The 15,097-nt window shown below is 63.6% G+C and carries 12 protein-coding genes and 1 riboswitch; of the genes, 5 read left to right on the top strand and 7 right to left on the bottom strand.

What is annotated here, in order from left to right; genetic code table 11:
• Positions 1 to 76: 76 nt before the first annotated feature.
• Positions 77 to 715 carry a toluene tolerance protein gene (locus ACIOAU_RS08505; RefSeq protein ID WP_220632966.1) on the bottom strand — a complete coding sequence of 213 codons (639 nt, stop codon included), beginning with the start codon at positions 713 to 715 and terminating at the stop codon, positions 77 to 79.
• 113 nt (positions 716 to 828) lie between these two features.
• Here ACIOAU_RS08505 and msbA point away from each other — a divergent pair, with 113 nt between their 5' ends.
• Together msbA and hldE are read left to right on the top strand one after the other, a co-directional pair.
• Positions 829 to 2,631: a lipid A export permease/ATP-binding protein MsbA gene (gene msbA / locus ACIOAU_RS08500; RefSeq protein ID WP_103435826.1), complete on the top strand. Its 1,803-nt coding sequence runs from the start codon at positions 829 to 831 to the stop codon at positions 2,629 to 2,631.
• 127 nt (positions 2,632 to 2,758) lie between these two features.
• Complete coding sequence (gene hldE, locus ACIOAU_RS08495; RefSeq protein ID WP_101315843.1) at positions 2,759 to 4,180, top strand: bifunctional D-glycero-beta-D-manno-heptose-7-phosphate kinase/D-glycero-beta-D-manno-heptose 1-phosphate adenylyltransferase HldE; 1,422 nt, start codon at positions 2,759 to 2,761, stop codon at positions 4,178 to 4,180.
• A gap of 183 nt (positions 4,181 to 4,363) precedes the next feature.
• Here hldE and ACIOAU_RS08490 read toward each other — a convergent pair whose 3' ends face one another.
• The 4 genes from ACIOAU_RS08490 to ACIOAU_RS08475 all read right to left on the bottom strand — a co-directional run bounded on the left by ACIOAU_RS08490 (position 4,364) and on the right by ACIOAU_RS08475 (position 7,759).
• Complete coding sequence (locus tag ACIOAU_RS08490) at positions 4,364 to 5,326, bottom strand: metal ABC transporter ATPase (protein WP_101315845.1); 963 nt, start codon at positions 5,324 to 5,326, stop codon at positions 4,364 to 4,366.
• A gap of 39 nt (positions 5,327 to 5,365) precedes the next feature.
• Entirely contained in the window at positions 5,366 to 6,178 is an 813-nt protein-coding gene (locus tag ACIOAU_RS08485) for an aldo/keto reductase (RefSeq protein WP_101315847.1), read from the bottom strand.
• Positions 6,175 to 7,350, bottom strand: coding sequence for an FAD-dependent oxidoreductase (locus tag ACIOAU_RS08480; protein ID WP_259074441.1), 1,176 nt, complete (start codon positions 7,348 to 7,350; stop codon positions 6,175 to 6,177). Before ACIOAU_RS08480 ends, ACIOAU_RS08485 begins: the two co-directional genes overlap by 4 nt.
• 76 nt (positions 7,351 to 7,426) lie before the next feature.
• Positions 7,427 to 7,759, bottom strand: coding sequence for a multidrug efflux SMR transporter (locus ACIOAU_RS08475; RefSeq protein WP_103435831.1), 333 nt, complete (start codon positions 7,757 to 7,759; stop codon positions 7,427 to 7,429).
• 133 nt (positions 7,760 to 7,892) lie between these two features.
• Here ACIOAU_RS08475 and waaA point away from each other — a divergent pair, with 133 nt between their 5' ends.
• Positions 7,893 to 9,164, top strand: coding sequence for a lipid IV(A) 3-deoxy-D-manno-octulosonic acid transferase (waaA, locus tag ACIOAU_RS08470; protein ID WP_401181329.1), 1,272 nt, complete (start codon positions 7,893 to 7,895; stop codon positions 9,162 to 9,164).
• Between the two features lie 44 nt (positions 9,165 to 9,208).
• Here the strand turns inward: waaA and ACIOAU_RS08465 are convergent, their stop codons facing one another.
• The gene (locus tag ACIOAU_RS08465; protein ID WP_101315855.1) at positions 9,209 to 10,645 is read right to left on the bottom strand and encodes a TolC family outer membrane protein; all 1,437 of its coding nucleotides are present in this window, start codon (positions 10,643 to 10,645) and stop codon (positions 9,209 to 9,211) included.
• Between the two features lie 156 nt (positions 10,646 to 10,801).
• Positions 10,802 to 10,908: riboswitch (TPP riboswitch) on the top strand.
• A gap of 156 nt (positions 10,909 to 11,064) precedes the next feature.
• On the opposite strand from ACIOAU_RS08465, the gene thiC reads away from it, so the two are divergent.
• Positions 11,065 to 12,951, top strand: a complete 1,887-nt coding sequence (gene thiC / locus ACIOAU_RS08460) for a phosphomethylpyrimidine synthase ThiC (protein ID WP_101315857.1) — start codon at positions 11,065 to 11,067, stop codon at positions 12,949 to 12,951.
• Between the two features lie 146 nt (positions 12,952 to 13,097).
• Complete coding sequence (cytX, locus tag ACIOAU_RS08455) at positions 13,098 to 14,381, top strand: putative hydroxymethylpyrimidine transporter CytX (protein WP_188035212.1); 1,284 nt, start codon at positions 13,098 to 13,100, stop codon at positions 14,379 to 14,381.
• Here the strand turns inward: cytX and ACIOAU_RS08450 are convergent.
• Positions 14,350 to 15,096 (bottom strand): RsiV family protein, encoded by a 747-nt coding sequence (locus ACIOAU_RS08450; protein WP_150571107.1) that lies wholly within the window; start codon positions 15,094 to 15,096, stop codon positions 14,350 to 14,352. The two genes, cytX and ACIOAU_RS08450, sit on opposite strands and share 32 nt — an antisense overlap.
• Between the last annotated feature and the right edge of the window lies 1 nt (position 15,097).

Genomic DNA, 15,097 nt, shown 5'->3' with positions numbered 1-15,097 from the left:
GCGGGCCAGCTACGCTGGCCTTTCGCGACACAAGGCCGCTCCTACAGGTCGCGGTGAATTCAAGGTTTGCGCGGTTTCAGGCCAGAACCCTGGTCAGCTCTTCGCGGCTACACAGCTGCTGGGCGGCCAGATAGCCGTCGACAAAGCTGCTGTCGCCGGCGTCGAGTAGCCACTGGCGATCCTGAGGATAGCGCAGCATGTGCTTGAAATTGCGCAGCCGCTGCGATTTGCGCAGCGGCCGGCGGAAGATGCGCAGGTCGGCGATGTCGATCAAGCCCAGCTCACCCTCAGGCGTGAGCACCACATTGCCCATGTGCGCCGAGCGGAAGTACACCCCGCGCTCATGCAGAATCGCGATGAACCGGCCCAGTTGCGCACGCAGTTGGTCGTGATCGGCAGGCTGTTCAAGCACCTGGCGCAAGGTCTGCCCAGGCAGTGGCGCATAGTGCACGGCATCGCGCTCGATTGCGCCAATACGGTATACCGCCTTCACCACTGGACACGGAATCTGCCGCTCCTGCAAGTGCCGACAGTTGTCGGCAAAGCGCTGCGCATACGGATACCACGCAGCAGAGCTGAGCAGGCGCTTGCGACGAAACAGTTTGAGCATGCTGCCATCGGCCAGGCGCAGGACCTTGTCGCCGGTGCCGTCGGCTTCGAGCACAGTGGCGCCTTCGCGCAGTGCGAGATAACGTGCCTGTTCAAGCGCTTGCATCAAGTCTCCAGAGTGTGGCCAAGGGCAGGGCAGCCGCCTATCTTACCTGCAGCAGGCGGTCGGCAACACCGCGTGTGGTATAATCCCGACTCTTTTTCACCCGACGGATTGTCATGACAGTTCCCGAATCGTCCGCGCCCTCGAGCCTGAAGATCTATTTCCGCCTGCTCAGCTATGTGAAGCCCTATCTCGGCATCTTCATGCTCAGCATCCTCGGCTTCGTGATCTTTGCTTCGACCCAGCCCATGCTGGCCGGCATCCTCAAGTATTTCGTCGACGGCCTGAGCGATTCTCAAGCCGTGCTGTTCCCCTCCGTGCCGTACCTGCGCGACCTGAAACTGCTGCAGGCAGTGCCGCTGCTGATCATTCTGATCGCCGCCTGGCAGGGCCTTGGTTCGTTTCTGGGTAACTACTTTCTGGCCAAGGTCTCGCTGGGCCTGGTCCACGACCTGCGCGTCGAGCTGTTCAACAAGCTGCTGGTGCTGCCCAACCGCTATTTCGACAGCCACAACTCGGGCCACCTGATCTCGCGCATCACCTTCAACGTGACCATGGTCACCGGTGCTGCCACCGATGCAATCAAGGTGGTGATCCGTGAAGGCCTGACGGTGGTGTTCCTGTTCGCCTACCTGCTGTGGATGAATTGGAAACTGACCCTGGTGATGTTGGCGATCCTGCCGATCATCGCGGTGATGGTCAGTACTGCCAGCAAGAAATTCCGCAAGCAGAGCAAGAAGATCCAGGTCGCGATGGGGGATGTGACCCATGTCGCCTCCGAGACCATTCAAGGCTACCGTGTGGTGCGCAGCTTCGGCGGCGAAGCCTACGAGCAGCGCCGTTTCAACGCGGCCAGCCAGAGCAACACCGACAAACAGCTGCGCATGACCAAGACTGGCGCGCTGTACACGCCGGCGCTGCAGTTGGTGATCTACACCGCCATGGCGTCGCTGATGTTCCTCGTGCTGTTCCTGCGCGGCGACGCTTCGGCCGGCGATCTGGTGGCCTACATTACTGCCGCTGGCCTGCTGCCCAAGCCGATTCGTCAGCTTTCGGAAGTCAGCTCGACCATCCAGAAAGGCCTGGCCGGTGCCGAGAGTATCTTCGAGCAGCTCGACGAGCCTGCCGAAGTGGACGCTGGCACGGTTGAAAAGGACCGCGTCGAGGGTCGTCTGGTGGTGCGCAACCTGAGCTTCACCTACCCCGGTACCGAGCGCCAGGTGCTGAACGACATCAGCTTCACCGCAGAGCCTGGGCAGATGATCGCCCTGGTTGGTCGCTCCGGCAGTGGCAAGTCGACCCTGGCAGCGCTGATCCCGCGCTTCTATCACCACAATGAAGGGCAAATTCTGCTCGATGGCGTGGAGATCGAAGAGTACAAGTTGCGCAACCTGCGCCGGCATGTCTCGCAGGTCACCCAGCACGTCACCCTGTTCAACGATACCGTCGCCAACAACATTGCCTACGGCGATCTGGCTGGTGCGCCGCGCGAGGCCATCGAGGCTGCCGCCGCCGACGCCTACGCCAAGGAATTCGTTGATCAGTTGCCCAAGGGCTTCGACACCGAAGTCGGCGAGAACGGTGTGCTGTTGTCCGGCGGCCAGCGCCAGCGCCTGGCGATTGCCCGGGCCTTGCTGAAAAACGCCCCGCTGCTGATTCTCGACGAGGCCACTTCGGCGCTCGATACCGAGTCGGAGCGGCACATCCAGGCCGCGCTGGATCACGTTATGCAAGGTCGCACCACGCTGGTCATCGCCCACCGCTTGTCGACCATCGAAAAGGCCGACATGATCCTGGTCATGGACCAAGGCCGTCTGGTCGAGCGCGGTACCCACGCCGAACTGCTCGAGGCTAATGGCCATTATGCCCGCCTGCACGCGATGGGCCTTGATCAGCCAGAGAAAGTCGATATCACCTGAGTCGGCTGTTGCGGGGCCGATCCGGCCCCGATTGTCACCGGAATTGTCCAGGCCAGCTTGGCGCTAAAGCCATCGTCTGGCCTGTGCTAATATCCTGCCCCTGTTAATTTTTCCATATGGGTTGCCCATGAAGTTGTCCATGCCGAGTTTCGATCAAGCCCCGGTGTTGGTGGTCGGCGATGTCATGCTCGACCGCTACTGGCATGGTGGTACTTCACGTATTTCCCCGGAGGCGCCGGTGCCTGTGGTCAAGGTCGAACAGATCGAAGACCGTCCCGGCGGCGCGGCCAACGTGGCCTTGAACATTGCCGCCCTGGGCGCGCCGGCCTCGCTGGTCGGTGTGACCGGCCAGGACGAAGCGGCCGAGAGCCTGAGCAACAGCTTGCAGGCTGCGGGCGTACGCTCGATCTTCCAGCGCATTGCCCACCAGCCGACCATCGTCAAGCTGCGGGTCATGAGCCGTCATCAGCAACTGCTGCGCATCGACTTCGAAGAACCGTTCGCCACCGACCCGCTGTCATTGGGTGTAGAGGTTGAAAAGCTGCTGGATGGGGTCAAGGTGTTGGTCCTGTCCGACTACGGCAAGGGCGCCCTGAAAAACCACCAGAGCCTGGTCCAGGCGGCGCGTGCCCGCGGTATTCCGGTATTGGCCGACCCCAAGGGCAAGGACTTCTCGATCTACCGCGGCGCGAGCCTGATCACGCCCAACCTGAGCGAGTTCGAAGCCATTGTCGGCCGCTGCGTCGATGAAGCCGACCTGGTCGGCAAAGGCCTGCAATTGATGCAGGAGCTGGATCTGGGGGCATTGCTGGTGACCCGTGGCGAACATGGCATGACCCTGCTGCGCGCCGACCACCCGGCGCTGCACCTGCCGGCCCGGGCCCGTGAAGTGTTCGACGTCACCGGTGCCGGCGACACGGTCATCTCGACCCTGGCCGCCGCTATCGCTGCTGGCGAAGACCTGCCCCATGCCGTGGCCCTGGCCAACCTTGCCGCCGGCATCGTGGTCGGCAAGCTCGGTACCGCGGCGATCAGCGCCCCTGAACTGCGCCGTGCGATTCAGCGCGAAGAAGGTTCGGAGCGCGGCGTGTTGACCATCGAACAGTTGTTGCTGGCGATCGACGATGCGCGCGCGCACAACGAGTCGATCGTGTTCACCAACGGCTGTTTCGACATCCTTCATGCCGGCCACGTGACCTACCTGGAGCAAGCCCGCGCCCAAGGTGATCGCCTGATCGTCGCCGTCAACGACGACGCCTCGGTCAGCCGCCTGAAAGGTCCCGGCCGGCCGATCAATAGCGTCGACCGGCGCATGGCAGTACTCGCAGGCTTGGGCGCCGTCGACTGGGTCATCAGCTTCCCGGAAGGCACTCCAGAAAACCTGCTCAGTCAGGTCAAGCCTGATGTGCTGGTCAAAGGTGGCGACTACGGCATCGATCAAGTGGTCGGCGCCGACATCGTTACCAGCTACGGCGGGACGGTGAAAGTGCTCGGCCTTGTGGAAAACAGCTCAACCACTGCAATAGTGGAAAAGATCCGCAAGAACTGAAAAAGGGCCGCTTAGCGGCCCTTTTCATTCTCGGCATGCCCCGATCCCCTGTAGGAGCGGCCTTGTGTCGCGAAGGGGGTGCGAAGCGCCCCCCAAATTTCAGCTCCGCCGCCGACATTGCTGGGCCCGCTTTGCGGGCCTCTCGCGACACAAGGCCGCTCCTACAAAGAGCAGTCCGCGTAACTATTTATGCAGCGAAGTCCGCGCCCGAGCCAGCAGAGCCCGCGCCTTGCCCGTCAGCCGCTGCAACCGCGAAGCCGGCCTAGGCTCCACCAGCCCCTGCTGGCGCAGCCAATCCTTCCAGCGCACTCGCTCATCACGCACCACCCAGCCTTCCTGCCGGGCAAAACTCTCGGCCAGCCAGATCCCACGGGTACTGGCCGGCACCAAGGTGTCCTTCTTCAGCGTGAACAGCTCGGCCGTAGGCCGCCCATCCACCAACGGCATCAAGTACAGATCAGGCCGTTTGCGATTAAGCCGCGCCACCAGTTGATCCCCTTCCAGCCGCTCATCCACATGAAACAGACTCAGCGACTTGGCCTCCCGCGGCACCTGCAAGCGCAAGTCATAGATCAGCTGCAACGACGCTGTAGGCAAATGCACATAGGCCCGCGGCTGTTCGATCAACACCAGGTTGCCCGACTGCACCGGCCGCGCCGCCGTCGCCTGTGAGGTCAGCACAAACGGCAACGCCTCCCGATAATGCAGCGCCGCCGCGTAGGGCGCGGGCAACCAGGTATCGTTGAAGCGCCCGCCCAGCCAGCCCTCTGGCGTCTCCAGCAGGCACTCTTCGGCTACCTCCTGAATCGCGGTATGCAGCGGCAGGTTCAGCTCCTGCGCCGGCACATATCCGGAAATCAGCTTGAGCACCACATCGCCACGGTCTTGCCGGCGCTGACGCACCAGCACCCAGTATTCGCGGTTCTGCCACTGCAGCGTCAGCCGCACCGACACGCCCAGGTTGGCCAGCTCAACCACGAAGCGCTCGCTGTCTGCCACCTGCACGGCCTTGCGTCGTTGCAGGGTCTGGGCGAAGTTCAGCGGCATGCCGATGGTCTGATAACTCAGGCCCTCGGCAGTGGCTTCGACATGCAGCGGCAGCGTTTTGAAGTTGCTCGGGTTCTTGCGGATCAGCGTACGTGCCACGAGGCTCCTCCTTGCGCTTGTGTAGCCGTGCCAGCGGCCCTATTGCTGCCTCAAGATACGGGCAACGGTGGCCACGTTATGGGCCAGATGCAGCGGGTTGATGGTGCCGACGATAGCACTGCTCACGCCTGGGTGGGCAAACAGCAGCTCGAAGCTGGCCTGCACCGCATCCACCCCCGGCGCCAGGCAGACATGCCCGCTGGCCAGGGCCTTCTTCACCAGAATGGCTTTGCCATGCTCGGCGGCGTAGTCCAGTACCGGGCGTTCGGTTTGCTCGTTGAGGTTGTAGGTAACCATCGCACAGTCACCCTCCTGCAACGCCTTGAGCCCACCTGCGGCGGTCTTGCCAGACAAGCCAAAACCGAGAATCTTGCCTTCCTGCTTGAGCGCGGCGAGGGTCTGGTAGACCTCTTCCTGCTCGAGGATCGCCAGGTCATTACCATCTGAATGGACCAGCACCAGCTCGATTCGATCCGTTTCAAGACGCTTGAGGCTACGTTCGACCGAACGCCGGGTGTGCGCAGCAGAGAAGTCGAAGTGCGACTGGCCGTCGTTGAACTCTTCACCGACCTTGCTGACGATCACCCACTCGTCACGCTGACCGCGCAGCAGCGGCCCGAGGCGCTCTTCACTGCGACCGTAGGCCGGCGCGGTATCGATCAGGTTGATCCCCAGTTCACGCGCCTGGGCCAGCAGCATGCGTGCCTCGTCGTCGCCTGGGATGGTGAACCCGGTGGGGTATTTGACGCCCTGATCACGGCCCAGCTTGACCGTGCCCAGGCCCAGCGGCGAAACCATCAGGCCAGTGCTGCCCAGCGCTCGGTGCAGGTCATGCAGATCGGGCAGGCTCATGGCAGCAGTTGCTCCCAGGCCGGTACGCCGAGCGCAGGCCGGGGCAGGCCGGACAAGTCAGGCTTGGCTTGAGGGCGAATACCATCGCGTTCGAGCTTGGCCAGCACGTGATCGGCGAAGTCCGGCGCCAGCGCCAGTTTGGTCGGCCAACCGACCAGCAGGCGCTGCTCTTCGGCGAGGAAGGCGTTGTCCGGCCGCACCTGGCCAGACTGCGCTGGCTCGGCTCGATCAACCCGCAGGGTGGCCCAGCGCAGCTGGCTTTGATCTACCCATGGCAACAGGCTGGCGACTTCTTTCTGCGCGGCAGCGATCTGCGCCGCTGGCTCGCGGGCAACGCCATCGGCTTCAGCCAAATCACCACCCAGGTACCACACCCACTGGCCATCCGCGCCGGGATGAGTGGTGACCGTGATGCGCGGCTTGGGCCCACCGCCGAGGCAGTGCGCGTACAAAGGCTTGAGGTTGGGGCCCTTGGCCAGAACCATGTGCAACGGTCGGCGCTGCATGGCCGGTTGGTCCAGGCCGAGGGCCTGAAGCAGCTCGGCGGTGCCACCACCGGCGCTCAGCACGATGCGCTGGGCGTGAATCTCGCGCCCGTCGACACGCAGGCCGACCAGTTCATCGCCTTCGCGCAACGGCTCGATCTGCTCGCCGGCGAGCAAGCTGTCACCGGCCAGCGCAGCGAGGTTGGCGAGCAGGCTGGGCACGTCGATGACCAGCTCGGCGAGGCGATAGACCTTGCCTTTGAAGGCGCGGTCTTGCAGGGCAGGCGGCAGTTGTTCGCCCTTGACCTGATCGACCCGGCCGCGCATGGCCTTGCTGGCAAAAAAGCTGGTGACATTGCCAAGCAGGCCGCCCGGCGACCACAGGTAATGTGCATCGGACAACAAGCGTACCTTGTCCAGGTTCAGCTCGCCGCTGCCGGCCAGCGCCTCGCGCCAGCGCCGCGGCATGTCGGCGATCGCCTCGGAGGCGCCGGTCAGGCTGCCGTGCAGAGCGTACTTGATGCCGCCGTGGATGATCCCCTGCGACTTGATGGTCTGCTCGCCGCCCAGGCTTGCGCGTTCCACCAGCACCGTCGAATAGCCCAGGCGCTGCAGCCGGGCATTGAGCCAGAGGCCTGCGACCCCGGCGCCGACGATCAGTACGTCAGTGGAAATGGCAGATGGCATGCGGGCACCTCAAAGACAGGGACAGGCCAGCAGTATACAGGCTGATGTCTTTGCCGTTGACCGCGCAACGCAACGGTCAGTGCCCGCTGCTGTTGGAAAATACCTGAATGACTACCACGCCGCCGACGATCATCGCCATGCCGAGCACGGCCGGCAGGTCCAGTTTCTGCCCATAGATGAGCCAAGCGGCGATGCTGATCAGGACGATGCCCAGCCCCGACCAGATGGCGTAGGCAATACCTACCGGAATGCTGCGTACCACAAGGGTCAGCATCCAGAACGCCACGGTGTAGCCGGCGATCATCAGCAACAGCGGTAGCGGCGTACTGAGGCCTTTGACCGCCTTCATCGAAGCGGTGGCGACGACCTCGGCGCAAATGGCGATGGCCAGATAAACATATGCGTTCACGCTGCGTTCCTCGATTGATTGGCGGCCATTCTAGGCGATCCGCTTGCCAGCTTTCACACTATGTCCGCCGCTTTTATGGCTTGGGCGGACATGGGCAGGCCTTTTCAGGCAGTTCCTAGTAAACTGCGCCGCCATGAACAGAACCCTTTATACCCTGCTGTTTCACCTGGGCCTGCCGCTGGTAGCGCTGCGCCTGTTCCTGCGTGCGCGCAAGGCGCCGGCCTACGGCCAACGCGTCGCCGAGCGCTTTGCCATCAAGCTGCCGCCGATGCATCAGGGCGGCATCTGGGTGCATGCGGTGTCGGTCGGCGAGAGCATCGCGGCGGCGCCGATGGTGCGCGCATTGCTCAAGGCCTATCCCGAGCTGGCGATCACTGTAACCTGCATGACCCCTACCGGTTCGGAGCGGATTCGCGCGCTGTTTGCCGATGAACCACGCATTCAGCATTGCTACCTGCCGTATGACCTGCCCTGGGCGGCGGCGCGTTTTCTCGACCAGGTGCGACCGCGGCTGGGCGTGATCATGGAAACCGAGCTGTGGCCCAACCATATCCACCAGTGCGCCAGGCGCGGCATCCCGGTGGCGCTGGCCAATGCGCGCTTGTCGGCGCGGTCGGCGCGCGGCTATGGCCGCTTCGCCAAACTGACCCGGCCAATGCTCGCCGAGATGAGCCTGATCGCGGCGCAGACCGAAACCGAAGCCGAGCGCTTTCGTAGCCTCGGCGCGCGGCCTGAATGCGTGCAGGTGACCGGCTCGATCAAGTTCGACCTCAAGCTCGACGAACAGCTGCTGCCCCGTGCCCGCCAGTTGCGCGAGCAATGGCAGGCCAGCCAACGCCCGGTCTGGATCGCAGCCAGCACCCATGAAGGCGAGGATGCGCAGGTACTCGAGGCGCACCGCCGTCTGCTGCAGGTGCATGCCGATGCGCTGCTGATTCTGGTGCCGCGTCATCCTGAGCGGTTCAACGCGGTGCATGCGTTGTGTGCCGAACAGTTCGCTACCGTGCGCCGCTCCAGCGCCGAGTTGGTCACCGACGCAACCCAGGTGCTGCTCGGCGATACCATGGGCGAGCTGCTGTTCCTCTATGCGCTGGCAGACATCGCCTTCGTCGGCGGCAGCCTGGTGCCAACAGGCGGGCACAACCCGCTGGAGCCGGCCGCGCTGGCCTTGCCGGTGATCAGCGGCCCACACGTGTTCAACTTCCTCGATATCAGCGCAATGCTGAAAGATGCCGGCGCGTTGCACTCAGTTGCCGACAGCCAGGCATTGGCCGCCGCCGTGCAGCGGCTGGTCGAGTTGCCGCAGGACGCCAAGCGCATGGGCGAAGCGGGCAGGGCGGTGATGCAGGCCAACCAGGGCGCGTTGCAGCGCTTGCTGGATGGCCTGGCTCGGCTGCTGGGCTAGCGATAGATCGCGGCGCCGGGTGAGCCCGGCGCCGCAGTCGCAGATCAGGGCCGGCGTTCGAAGTTCTTCGCCGCCGCTGCTGCCAGATCCGGTGGCAGGAAGTCCTTGTCCGGGTTGTAATCGGCTTTCAGATAACGGCCCAGGTCGGACAGGTCCTGCGGGCTCAGGGTGCCGGCAGCCTGCTTCAGGCGCAGGTTATCCAGAATGTAGTCGTAGCGGCTGTTGTTGTAGTCACGCACCGAAGTGTACAGCTGGCGTTGCGCATCGAGCACGTCGACGATGTTGCGGGTGCCGACCTGATAACCGATTTCGGTCGCCTCCAGCGCACTCTGGTTGGAGATGATCGACTGCTTGCGCGCCTGCACCTGTTCGACATCGGTATTCACCGCGCGGTGCAGGTTGCGGGTGTTTTCCACCACCTGGCGGCGCAGGCTTTCGCGCTGTTGCTCGCTCTGGCTCAAGCGCTGATAGGCCTCGCGCACTTGCGAGCTGGTCAGGCCGCCGCTGTACAGCGGGATGTTCAACTGCAGGCCGATGCTGGTCTGTTCGACGTCGCCGCCGTAGCGCACGCCGGGCTGCGGCGCCGGGTTGGAGAAGCCCAGCGCATCGTTGTCACCCTTCTGGTAACGCGCCACCGCGTCGACCGTCGGGGCATGGCCGGCCTTGCGCTGGCGCAAGGTTTCTTCGGCGGCATCGACAGCGTAGTTGGTCGCCTGCAGGTTGAGGTTCTGCCGTGCGGCGGTCTCGACCCAGGCCTTGGCATCGTTGGGCATCGGCACCTGGATCGGCAGGCTGTGGACCACGCCCTGCAACGAGCCATAGTCGCGGTTGGTCAGCGTTACCAATGCCTCGAAGGCATCTGCTACCTGGCGTTCGGCGATGATCCGGTTGGCCCGCGCCGTGTCGTAGCTGGCCTGCGACTGGAGCACGTCGGTCTTGTCCGACAGGCCGACGTCAAAGCGCTCGTTGGACTGATCCAACTGGCGCTTGAGGGCGGCTTCCTCGGCTTTGGTCGAGGCCAGATTGTCTTGTGCGCGCAGTACCGAGAAATAGTTCTCGGCGGTCTGCAGAATCAGGTTCTGCTCGTTGGCCGACAGCTCCAGCGCCGCCTGCTCGTTGACCGCTTCGGCGGCTTGCAACTGGAACCAGCGATCGGCGCGGAAGATCGGCTGCGACAGGGTCGCGCTCCACGAATTGCCGCTGCGATTGGAGGTGATCGCCGGCTCGTCGAGCTTGGTGCGGGTGTTCATCATTTCGGCACCCGCCGACAGGTTCGGCAGCAGCCCGGCGCGGGCCTGCGGCACGATTTCGCGGCGTGCGCCATAATCGGCGCGGGCAGCGGCAAGGTCGGCGTTGTTGCTGGCCGCTTCCTGATAGACGCTGATCAGGTCGGTCTTCACCGGCGCGGGCAGGTCAGCCGCCCAGACCACTCCGTTGGACGCACAAGACACGGCAACCGCCAGTGAAAGTTTGCGCAGCATAGGGCAATCCTTGTACGAGTTTTAATTACTGAACCGTTGAGTATCGGTGCGCCAGTGTAAGGCTGCGCACGGCCGGCAACAATCGCTGATTGGCGCCTTTGATCGCCGCGCTGCAAGCACCCTTGGCTTTGCGCGCAACTCCAGTCTAGACTGCGCATGTTCTTGTCGGGGTGCCTTGATGCAAAGGCTGAGATCGGAAGTTTCCGGATCCCGTTGAACCTGATCAGGTTAGCGCCTGCGTAGGGAACAAGATTTCTCGCTTTCCCGGCGAGTCTCTTGTGTCAGGTCCGGGATTTGTCGAGCAGCGTAGCCGCGCATTGGCATTCCAGGTATCCGGCACTGCACCCATCAAGGGTGTGTCCGCGTCATTCAGGTTCTCCCCCGACATTCCGCCGCTAGGAAGCTGTCTGGAGCCTGTGATGAGCAAACAAGAAAAAGCGATCAACCTCAGCGAATCGGCGCAAGTCGATCAGCAGTCTGTGCAACCCTTCACCCGTTCGCGCAAAGTGTATGTCCAGGGTTCGCGCCCGGATATCCGTGTGCCCATGCGCGAAATCAGCCTGGATGACACCCCTACCGACTTTGGCGGCGAAGCCAATGCGCCGGTGCTGGTGTACGACACCTCGGGCCCGTATACCGACCCTGCTGTCAGCATCGATGTGCGCAAAGGCCTGGGCGATGTCCGCTCGGCCTGGATCGACGCGCGGGGCGACACCGAACGCCTGGAGGGCCTGAGCTCGAACTTCGGCCAGCAGCGCCTGAGCGATGCCGAACTGACCAAGCTGCGCTTTGCCCACGTGCGCAATCCGCGCCGGGCCAAGGCCGGCGCCAACGTTACGCAGATGCACTACGCGCGGCAGGGCATCATTACTGCCGAGATGGAATACGTCGCCATCCGCGAAAACATGAAGCTGCAAGAGGCCCGCGCTGCCGGCCTGCTTGAGCAGCAGCACGCCGGCCACAGCTTCGGCGCCAGCGTGCCCAAGGAAATCACCGCAGAGTTCGTTCGCGACGAAATCGCCCGTGGTCGCGCGATCATCCCGGCCAACATCAACCACACCGAACTCGAACCGATGATCATCGGCCGTAACTTCCTGGTGAAGATCAACGGCAACATCGGCAACAGCGCGCTGGGGTCGTCCATCGAAGAAGAAGTGGCCAAGCTGACCTGGGGCATCCGCTGGGGTTCGGACACGGTCATGGACCTCTCCACCGGCAAGCACATCCATGAAACCCGCGAGTGGATCATCCGCAACTCGCCGGTGCCGATCGGCACCGTGCCGATTTACCAAGCGTTGGAAAAGGTCGGCGGCGTTGCCGAAGACCTGACCTGGGAGCTGTTCCGCGACACCTTGATCGAGCAGGCCGAGCAGGGCGTGGACTACTTCACCATCCATGCCGGCGTGCTCCTGCGCTACGTGCCGCTGACCGCCAAGCGCGTCACCGGCATTGTCAGCCGTGGTGGTTCGATCATGGCCAAGTGGTGCCTGGCGCATCACCAGGAGAACTTCCTCTACACCCATTTCGATGAAATCTGCGAAATCATGAAGGCCTACGACGTCAGCTTCTCGCTCGGCGACGGCCTGCGTCCGGGCTCGATTGCCGATGCCAACGACGCCGCCCAGTTCGGTGAGCTGGAGACCCTGGGCGAACTGACCAAGATCGCCTGGAAGCACGACGTGCAGTGCATGATCGAAGGTCCCGGCCATGTGCCGATGCAGTTGATCAAGGAGAACATGGACAAGCAGCTGGAATGCTGCGACGAGGCGCCGTTCTACACCCTCGGCCCGCTGACCACCGACATCGCGCCGGGCTACGACCACATCACCTCGGGGATCGGTGCGGCGATGATCGGCTGGTTTGGCTGCGCCATGCTCTGCTATGTCACGCCCAAGGAACACCTCGGCCTGCCGAACAAGGATGACGTCAAGACCGGCATCATCACCTACAAGATCGCCGCCCACGCCGCCGACCTTGCCAAGGGCCACCCCGGCGCGCAGATCCGCGACAACGCGCTGTCCAAGGCGCGCTTCGAGTTCCGCTGGCAGGACCAGTTCAACCTTGGCCTGGACCCGGACACCGCCCGTGCCTACCACGACGAGACCCTGCCCAAGGAGTCGGCCAAGGTCGCTCACTTCTGCTCGATGTGCGGGCCGAAGTTCTGCTCGATGAAGATCACCCAGGAAGTGCGCGAGTACGCTGCCAATCAGCGTATCGAGGCGGTCGACATGTCGGTCGAGGAGGGCATGCGCGAGCAGTCCGAGCGCTTCCGTCAGACCGGCAGCCAGCTGTACCAGAAGGTGTGATGCAACTGGGGCTGCTTTGCAGCCCTTCGCGGGTAAACCCGCTCCCACAGGTTTAGGCGGCGCTGCAAAACCTTGTGGGAGCGGGTTTACCCGCGAACGAGCGCGAAGCCCTCGCATCTCCACAATAACTCCGGCGAGCATCAACTATGACCACCCCCAGCAACTTCTCCCCCGATCATCCGATCCCCGCCAGCCAGCGCCTGTTTGGCGGGCGGGACCTGTTTGTCCTGTGGTTCTCCCTTGGCACTGGCTTGATGGTGCTGCAGGTCGGCGCCATGCTCGCGCCGGGCCTGGGCCTGGCCGGCGCGATGCTGGCAATCGTGCTCGGCACTGCGGTTGGCGTGCTGCTGCTGGCTGCCGCCGGGGTGATCGGCAGTGACACCGGCCTGTCGGCCATGGGCACCTTGCGCTTGAGCCTTGGCCGGCACGGCGTGCGCCTGCCGGCAGTGCTCAACTTGCTCCAGCTGATTGGCTGGGGCTCGTTCGAAATCATCGTCATGCGCGACGCCGCCAGCCTGCTCGGCGCGCGGGCGTTCGGAGCCGATAGTGCCTGGACCAACCCGCTACTGTGGACGCTGTGCTTTGGCGCGTTGGCAACGCTGCTGGCAATCTGCGGCCCGCTGACCTTCGTGCGCAAGATCTTGCGCAAGTGGGGTATCTGGCTATTGATCGGCGCCTGCCTGTGGCTGACCTGGAACCTGTTTGCCAAGGCCGATCTGAGCGCTATCTGGCAGCGTGCGGGCGATGGCTCGATGTCGCTGGCAGTCGGTTTTGACATCGTCATCGCCATGCCGCTGTCGTGGTTGCCGTTGATTGCCGACTATTCGCGCTTCGCCCAGCATGCGGGCCGCGTGTTCAGTGGCACCGTGCTCGGTTATCTGCTTGGTAATGCCTGGCTGATGAGCCTTGGCGTTGCCTACACCCTGGCCTTTGCGCCAAGCGGTGAGGCCAATGCCCTGCTGCTGGCGCTGGCCGGCGCCGGTTTGGGTATCCCGCTGTTGTTGATTCTGCTGGATGAGACCGAGAACGCTTTTGCCGATATCCATTCCGGCGCGGTCTCCACCGGCTTGCTGCTGCCGATCAAGGTCGAACACCTGGCCCTGGCGATCGGCCTGCTGTGCACGCTGATCGCCTGTCTGGCGCCGCTGGCCCAGTACGAGAACTTCCTGCTGTTGATCGGTTCGGTGTTCGCGCCGCTGTTCGGCGTGGTGCTGACGGACCACTTCGTGATCCGCCAGCGCCAGTTGCCGACCCGTGTCGACGGCTTGCACTGGCAGGCGCTGCTGGCCTGGGCGGTGGGCGTCGCGGCCTACCATGGCATTGCCAATCTGGCCCCGGAGGTCGGTGCAACCCTGCCTGCGTTGGTGCTGGCAGGGCTGCTGTACGGGCTATTGAGTGTCAGCCGCGGCCGGGAAACAGCTCAGGCTTGATCACGCCATTCAGGCGCGGGTAGGGGATCTTCAGCTCGACGTGGCCCATGGAGTAGGGCGCGATGGCATACACCTCGTACTTCACCACGACCGCACCGTAGGTCAGGGCGATGTGCGGGGACTTCTTGAACGGCCAGGTCTTGACGAATTCGGCGTCCTTGTCCATGCCGGTGCTGATCATCCAGGCGCGGTGCGACTCTTCGACGGTTTTCCAGAAGGTGTCTTCCTGGCCTGGCACCAGCATGTCCTGCAGGGTCAGGACCTTGTCCTGCTTGCGCGAGTAGTTGATGAACGCGCGGCCGGGCATGCCGTGGGCGCCGCCGCTGTCGAGGTAGCTGGACAGCTCGATGATCACCAAGCCGTCATGCTGTTCACGTACCTTGGCTTGCAGGTAGCTGCTGTTGCGCTTGTCGGCGCTGGCCAGGTACTGATCCTCGTAGGCCTTGAGCGAGGTCGGCGCGCTGCTGCGGGCGTTGTCGGTGGTCAGTTGCAGCAGGCGGCTTTCGACGATGGCGTCGAGCTTGGGCAGCGCCGGGAAGTGCACGGTGTCGATGTTCACCAGCGGGCAGTCGCTGGCACTGCAGCCCGGCTTGACGTGCTCCCAGGCATCGCGCTTGACCTCGAGTGGGGCCCGGTAATTGGGCGCGAACAGGCTCTGGCAGGCGCTCAGTGCCACCGCCAGCACAGCCACGGAAGTCAGTTTGACTAGCGTCATG

This window comes from Pseudomonas sp. NPDC088322 (assembly GCF_044740745.1).
Taxonomy (GTDB): Bacteria; Pseudomonadota; Gammaproteobacteria; order Pseudomonadales; family Pseudomonadaceae; genus Aquipseudomonas; species Aquipseudomonas shirazensis.
This window is presented reverse-complemented; position numbering and strand designations above follow the sequence as displayed.

What these genes read in the sequence shown, in the direction of transcription:
- thiC (WP_101315857.1), top strand. Translation starts at nt 11,065, where the DNA reads ATGAGCAAACAAGAAAAAGCGATCAACCTCAGCGAATCGGCGCAAGTC.
- ACIOAU_RS08450 (WP_150571107.1), bottom strand. Translation starts at nt 15,096, where the DNA reads ATGACGCTAGTCAAACTGACTTCCGTGGCTGTGCTGGCGGTGGCACTG.
- ACIOAU_RS08485 (WP_101315847.1), bottom strand. Translation starts at nt 6,178, where the DNA reads ATGAGCCTGCCCGATCTGCATGACCTGCACCGAGCGCTGGGCAGCACT.
- msbA (WP_103435826.1), top strand. Translation starts at nt 829, where the DNA reads ATGACAGTTCCCGAATCGTCCGCGCCCTCGAGCCTGAAGATCTATTTC.
- cytX (WP_188035212.1), top strand. Translation starts at nt 13,098, where the DNA reads ATGACCACCCCCAGCAACTTCTCCCCCGATCATCCGATCCCCGCCAGC.
- hldE (WP_101315843.1), top strand. Translation starts at nt 2,759, where the DNA reads ATGAAGTTGTCCATGCCGAGTTTCGATCAAGCCCCGGTGTTGGTGGTC.
- waaA (WP_401181329.1), top strand. Translation starts at nt 7,893, where the DNA reads ATGAACAGAACCCTTTATACCCTGCTGTTTCACCTGGGCCTGCCGCTG.
- ACIOAU_RS08505 (WP_220632966.1), bottom strand. Translation starts at nt 715, where the DNA reads ATGCAAGCGCTTGAACAGGCACGTTATCTCGCACTGCGCGAAGGCGCC.
- ACIOAU_RS08465 (WP_101315855.1), bottom strand. Translation starts at nt 10,645, where the DNA reads ATGCTGCGCAAACTTTCACTGGCGGTTGCCGTGTCTTGTGCGTCCAAC.
- ACIOAU_RS08480 (WP_259074441.1), bottom strand. Translation starts at nt 7,350, where the DNA reads ATGCCATCTGCCATTTCCACTGACGTACTGATCGTCGGCGCCGGGGTC.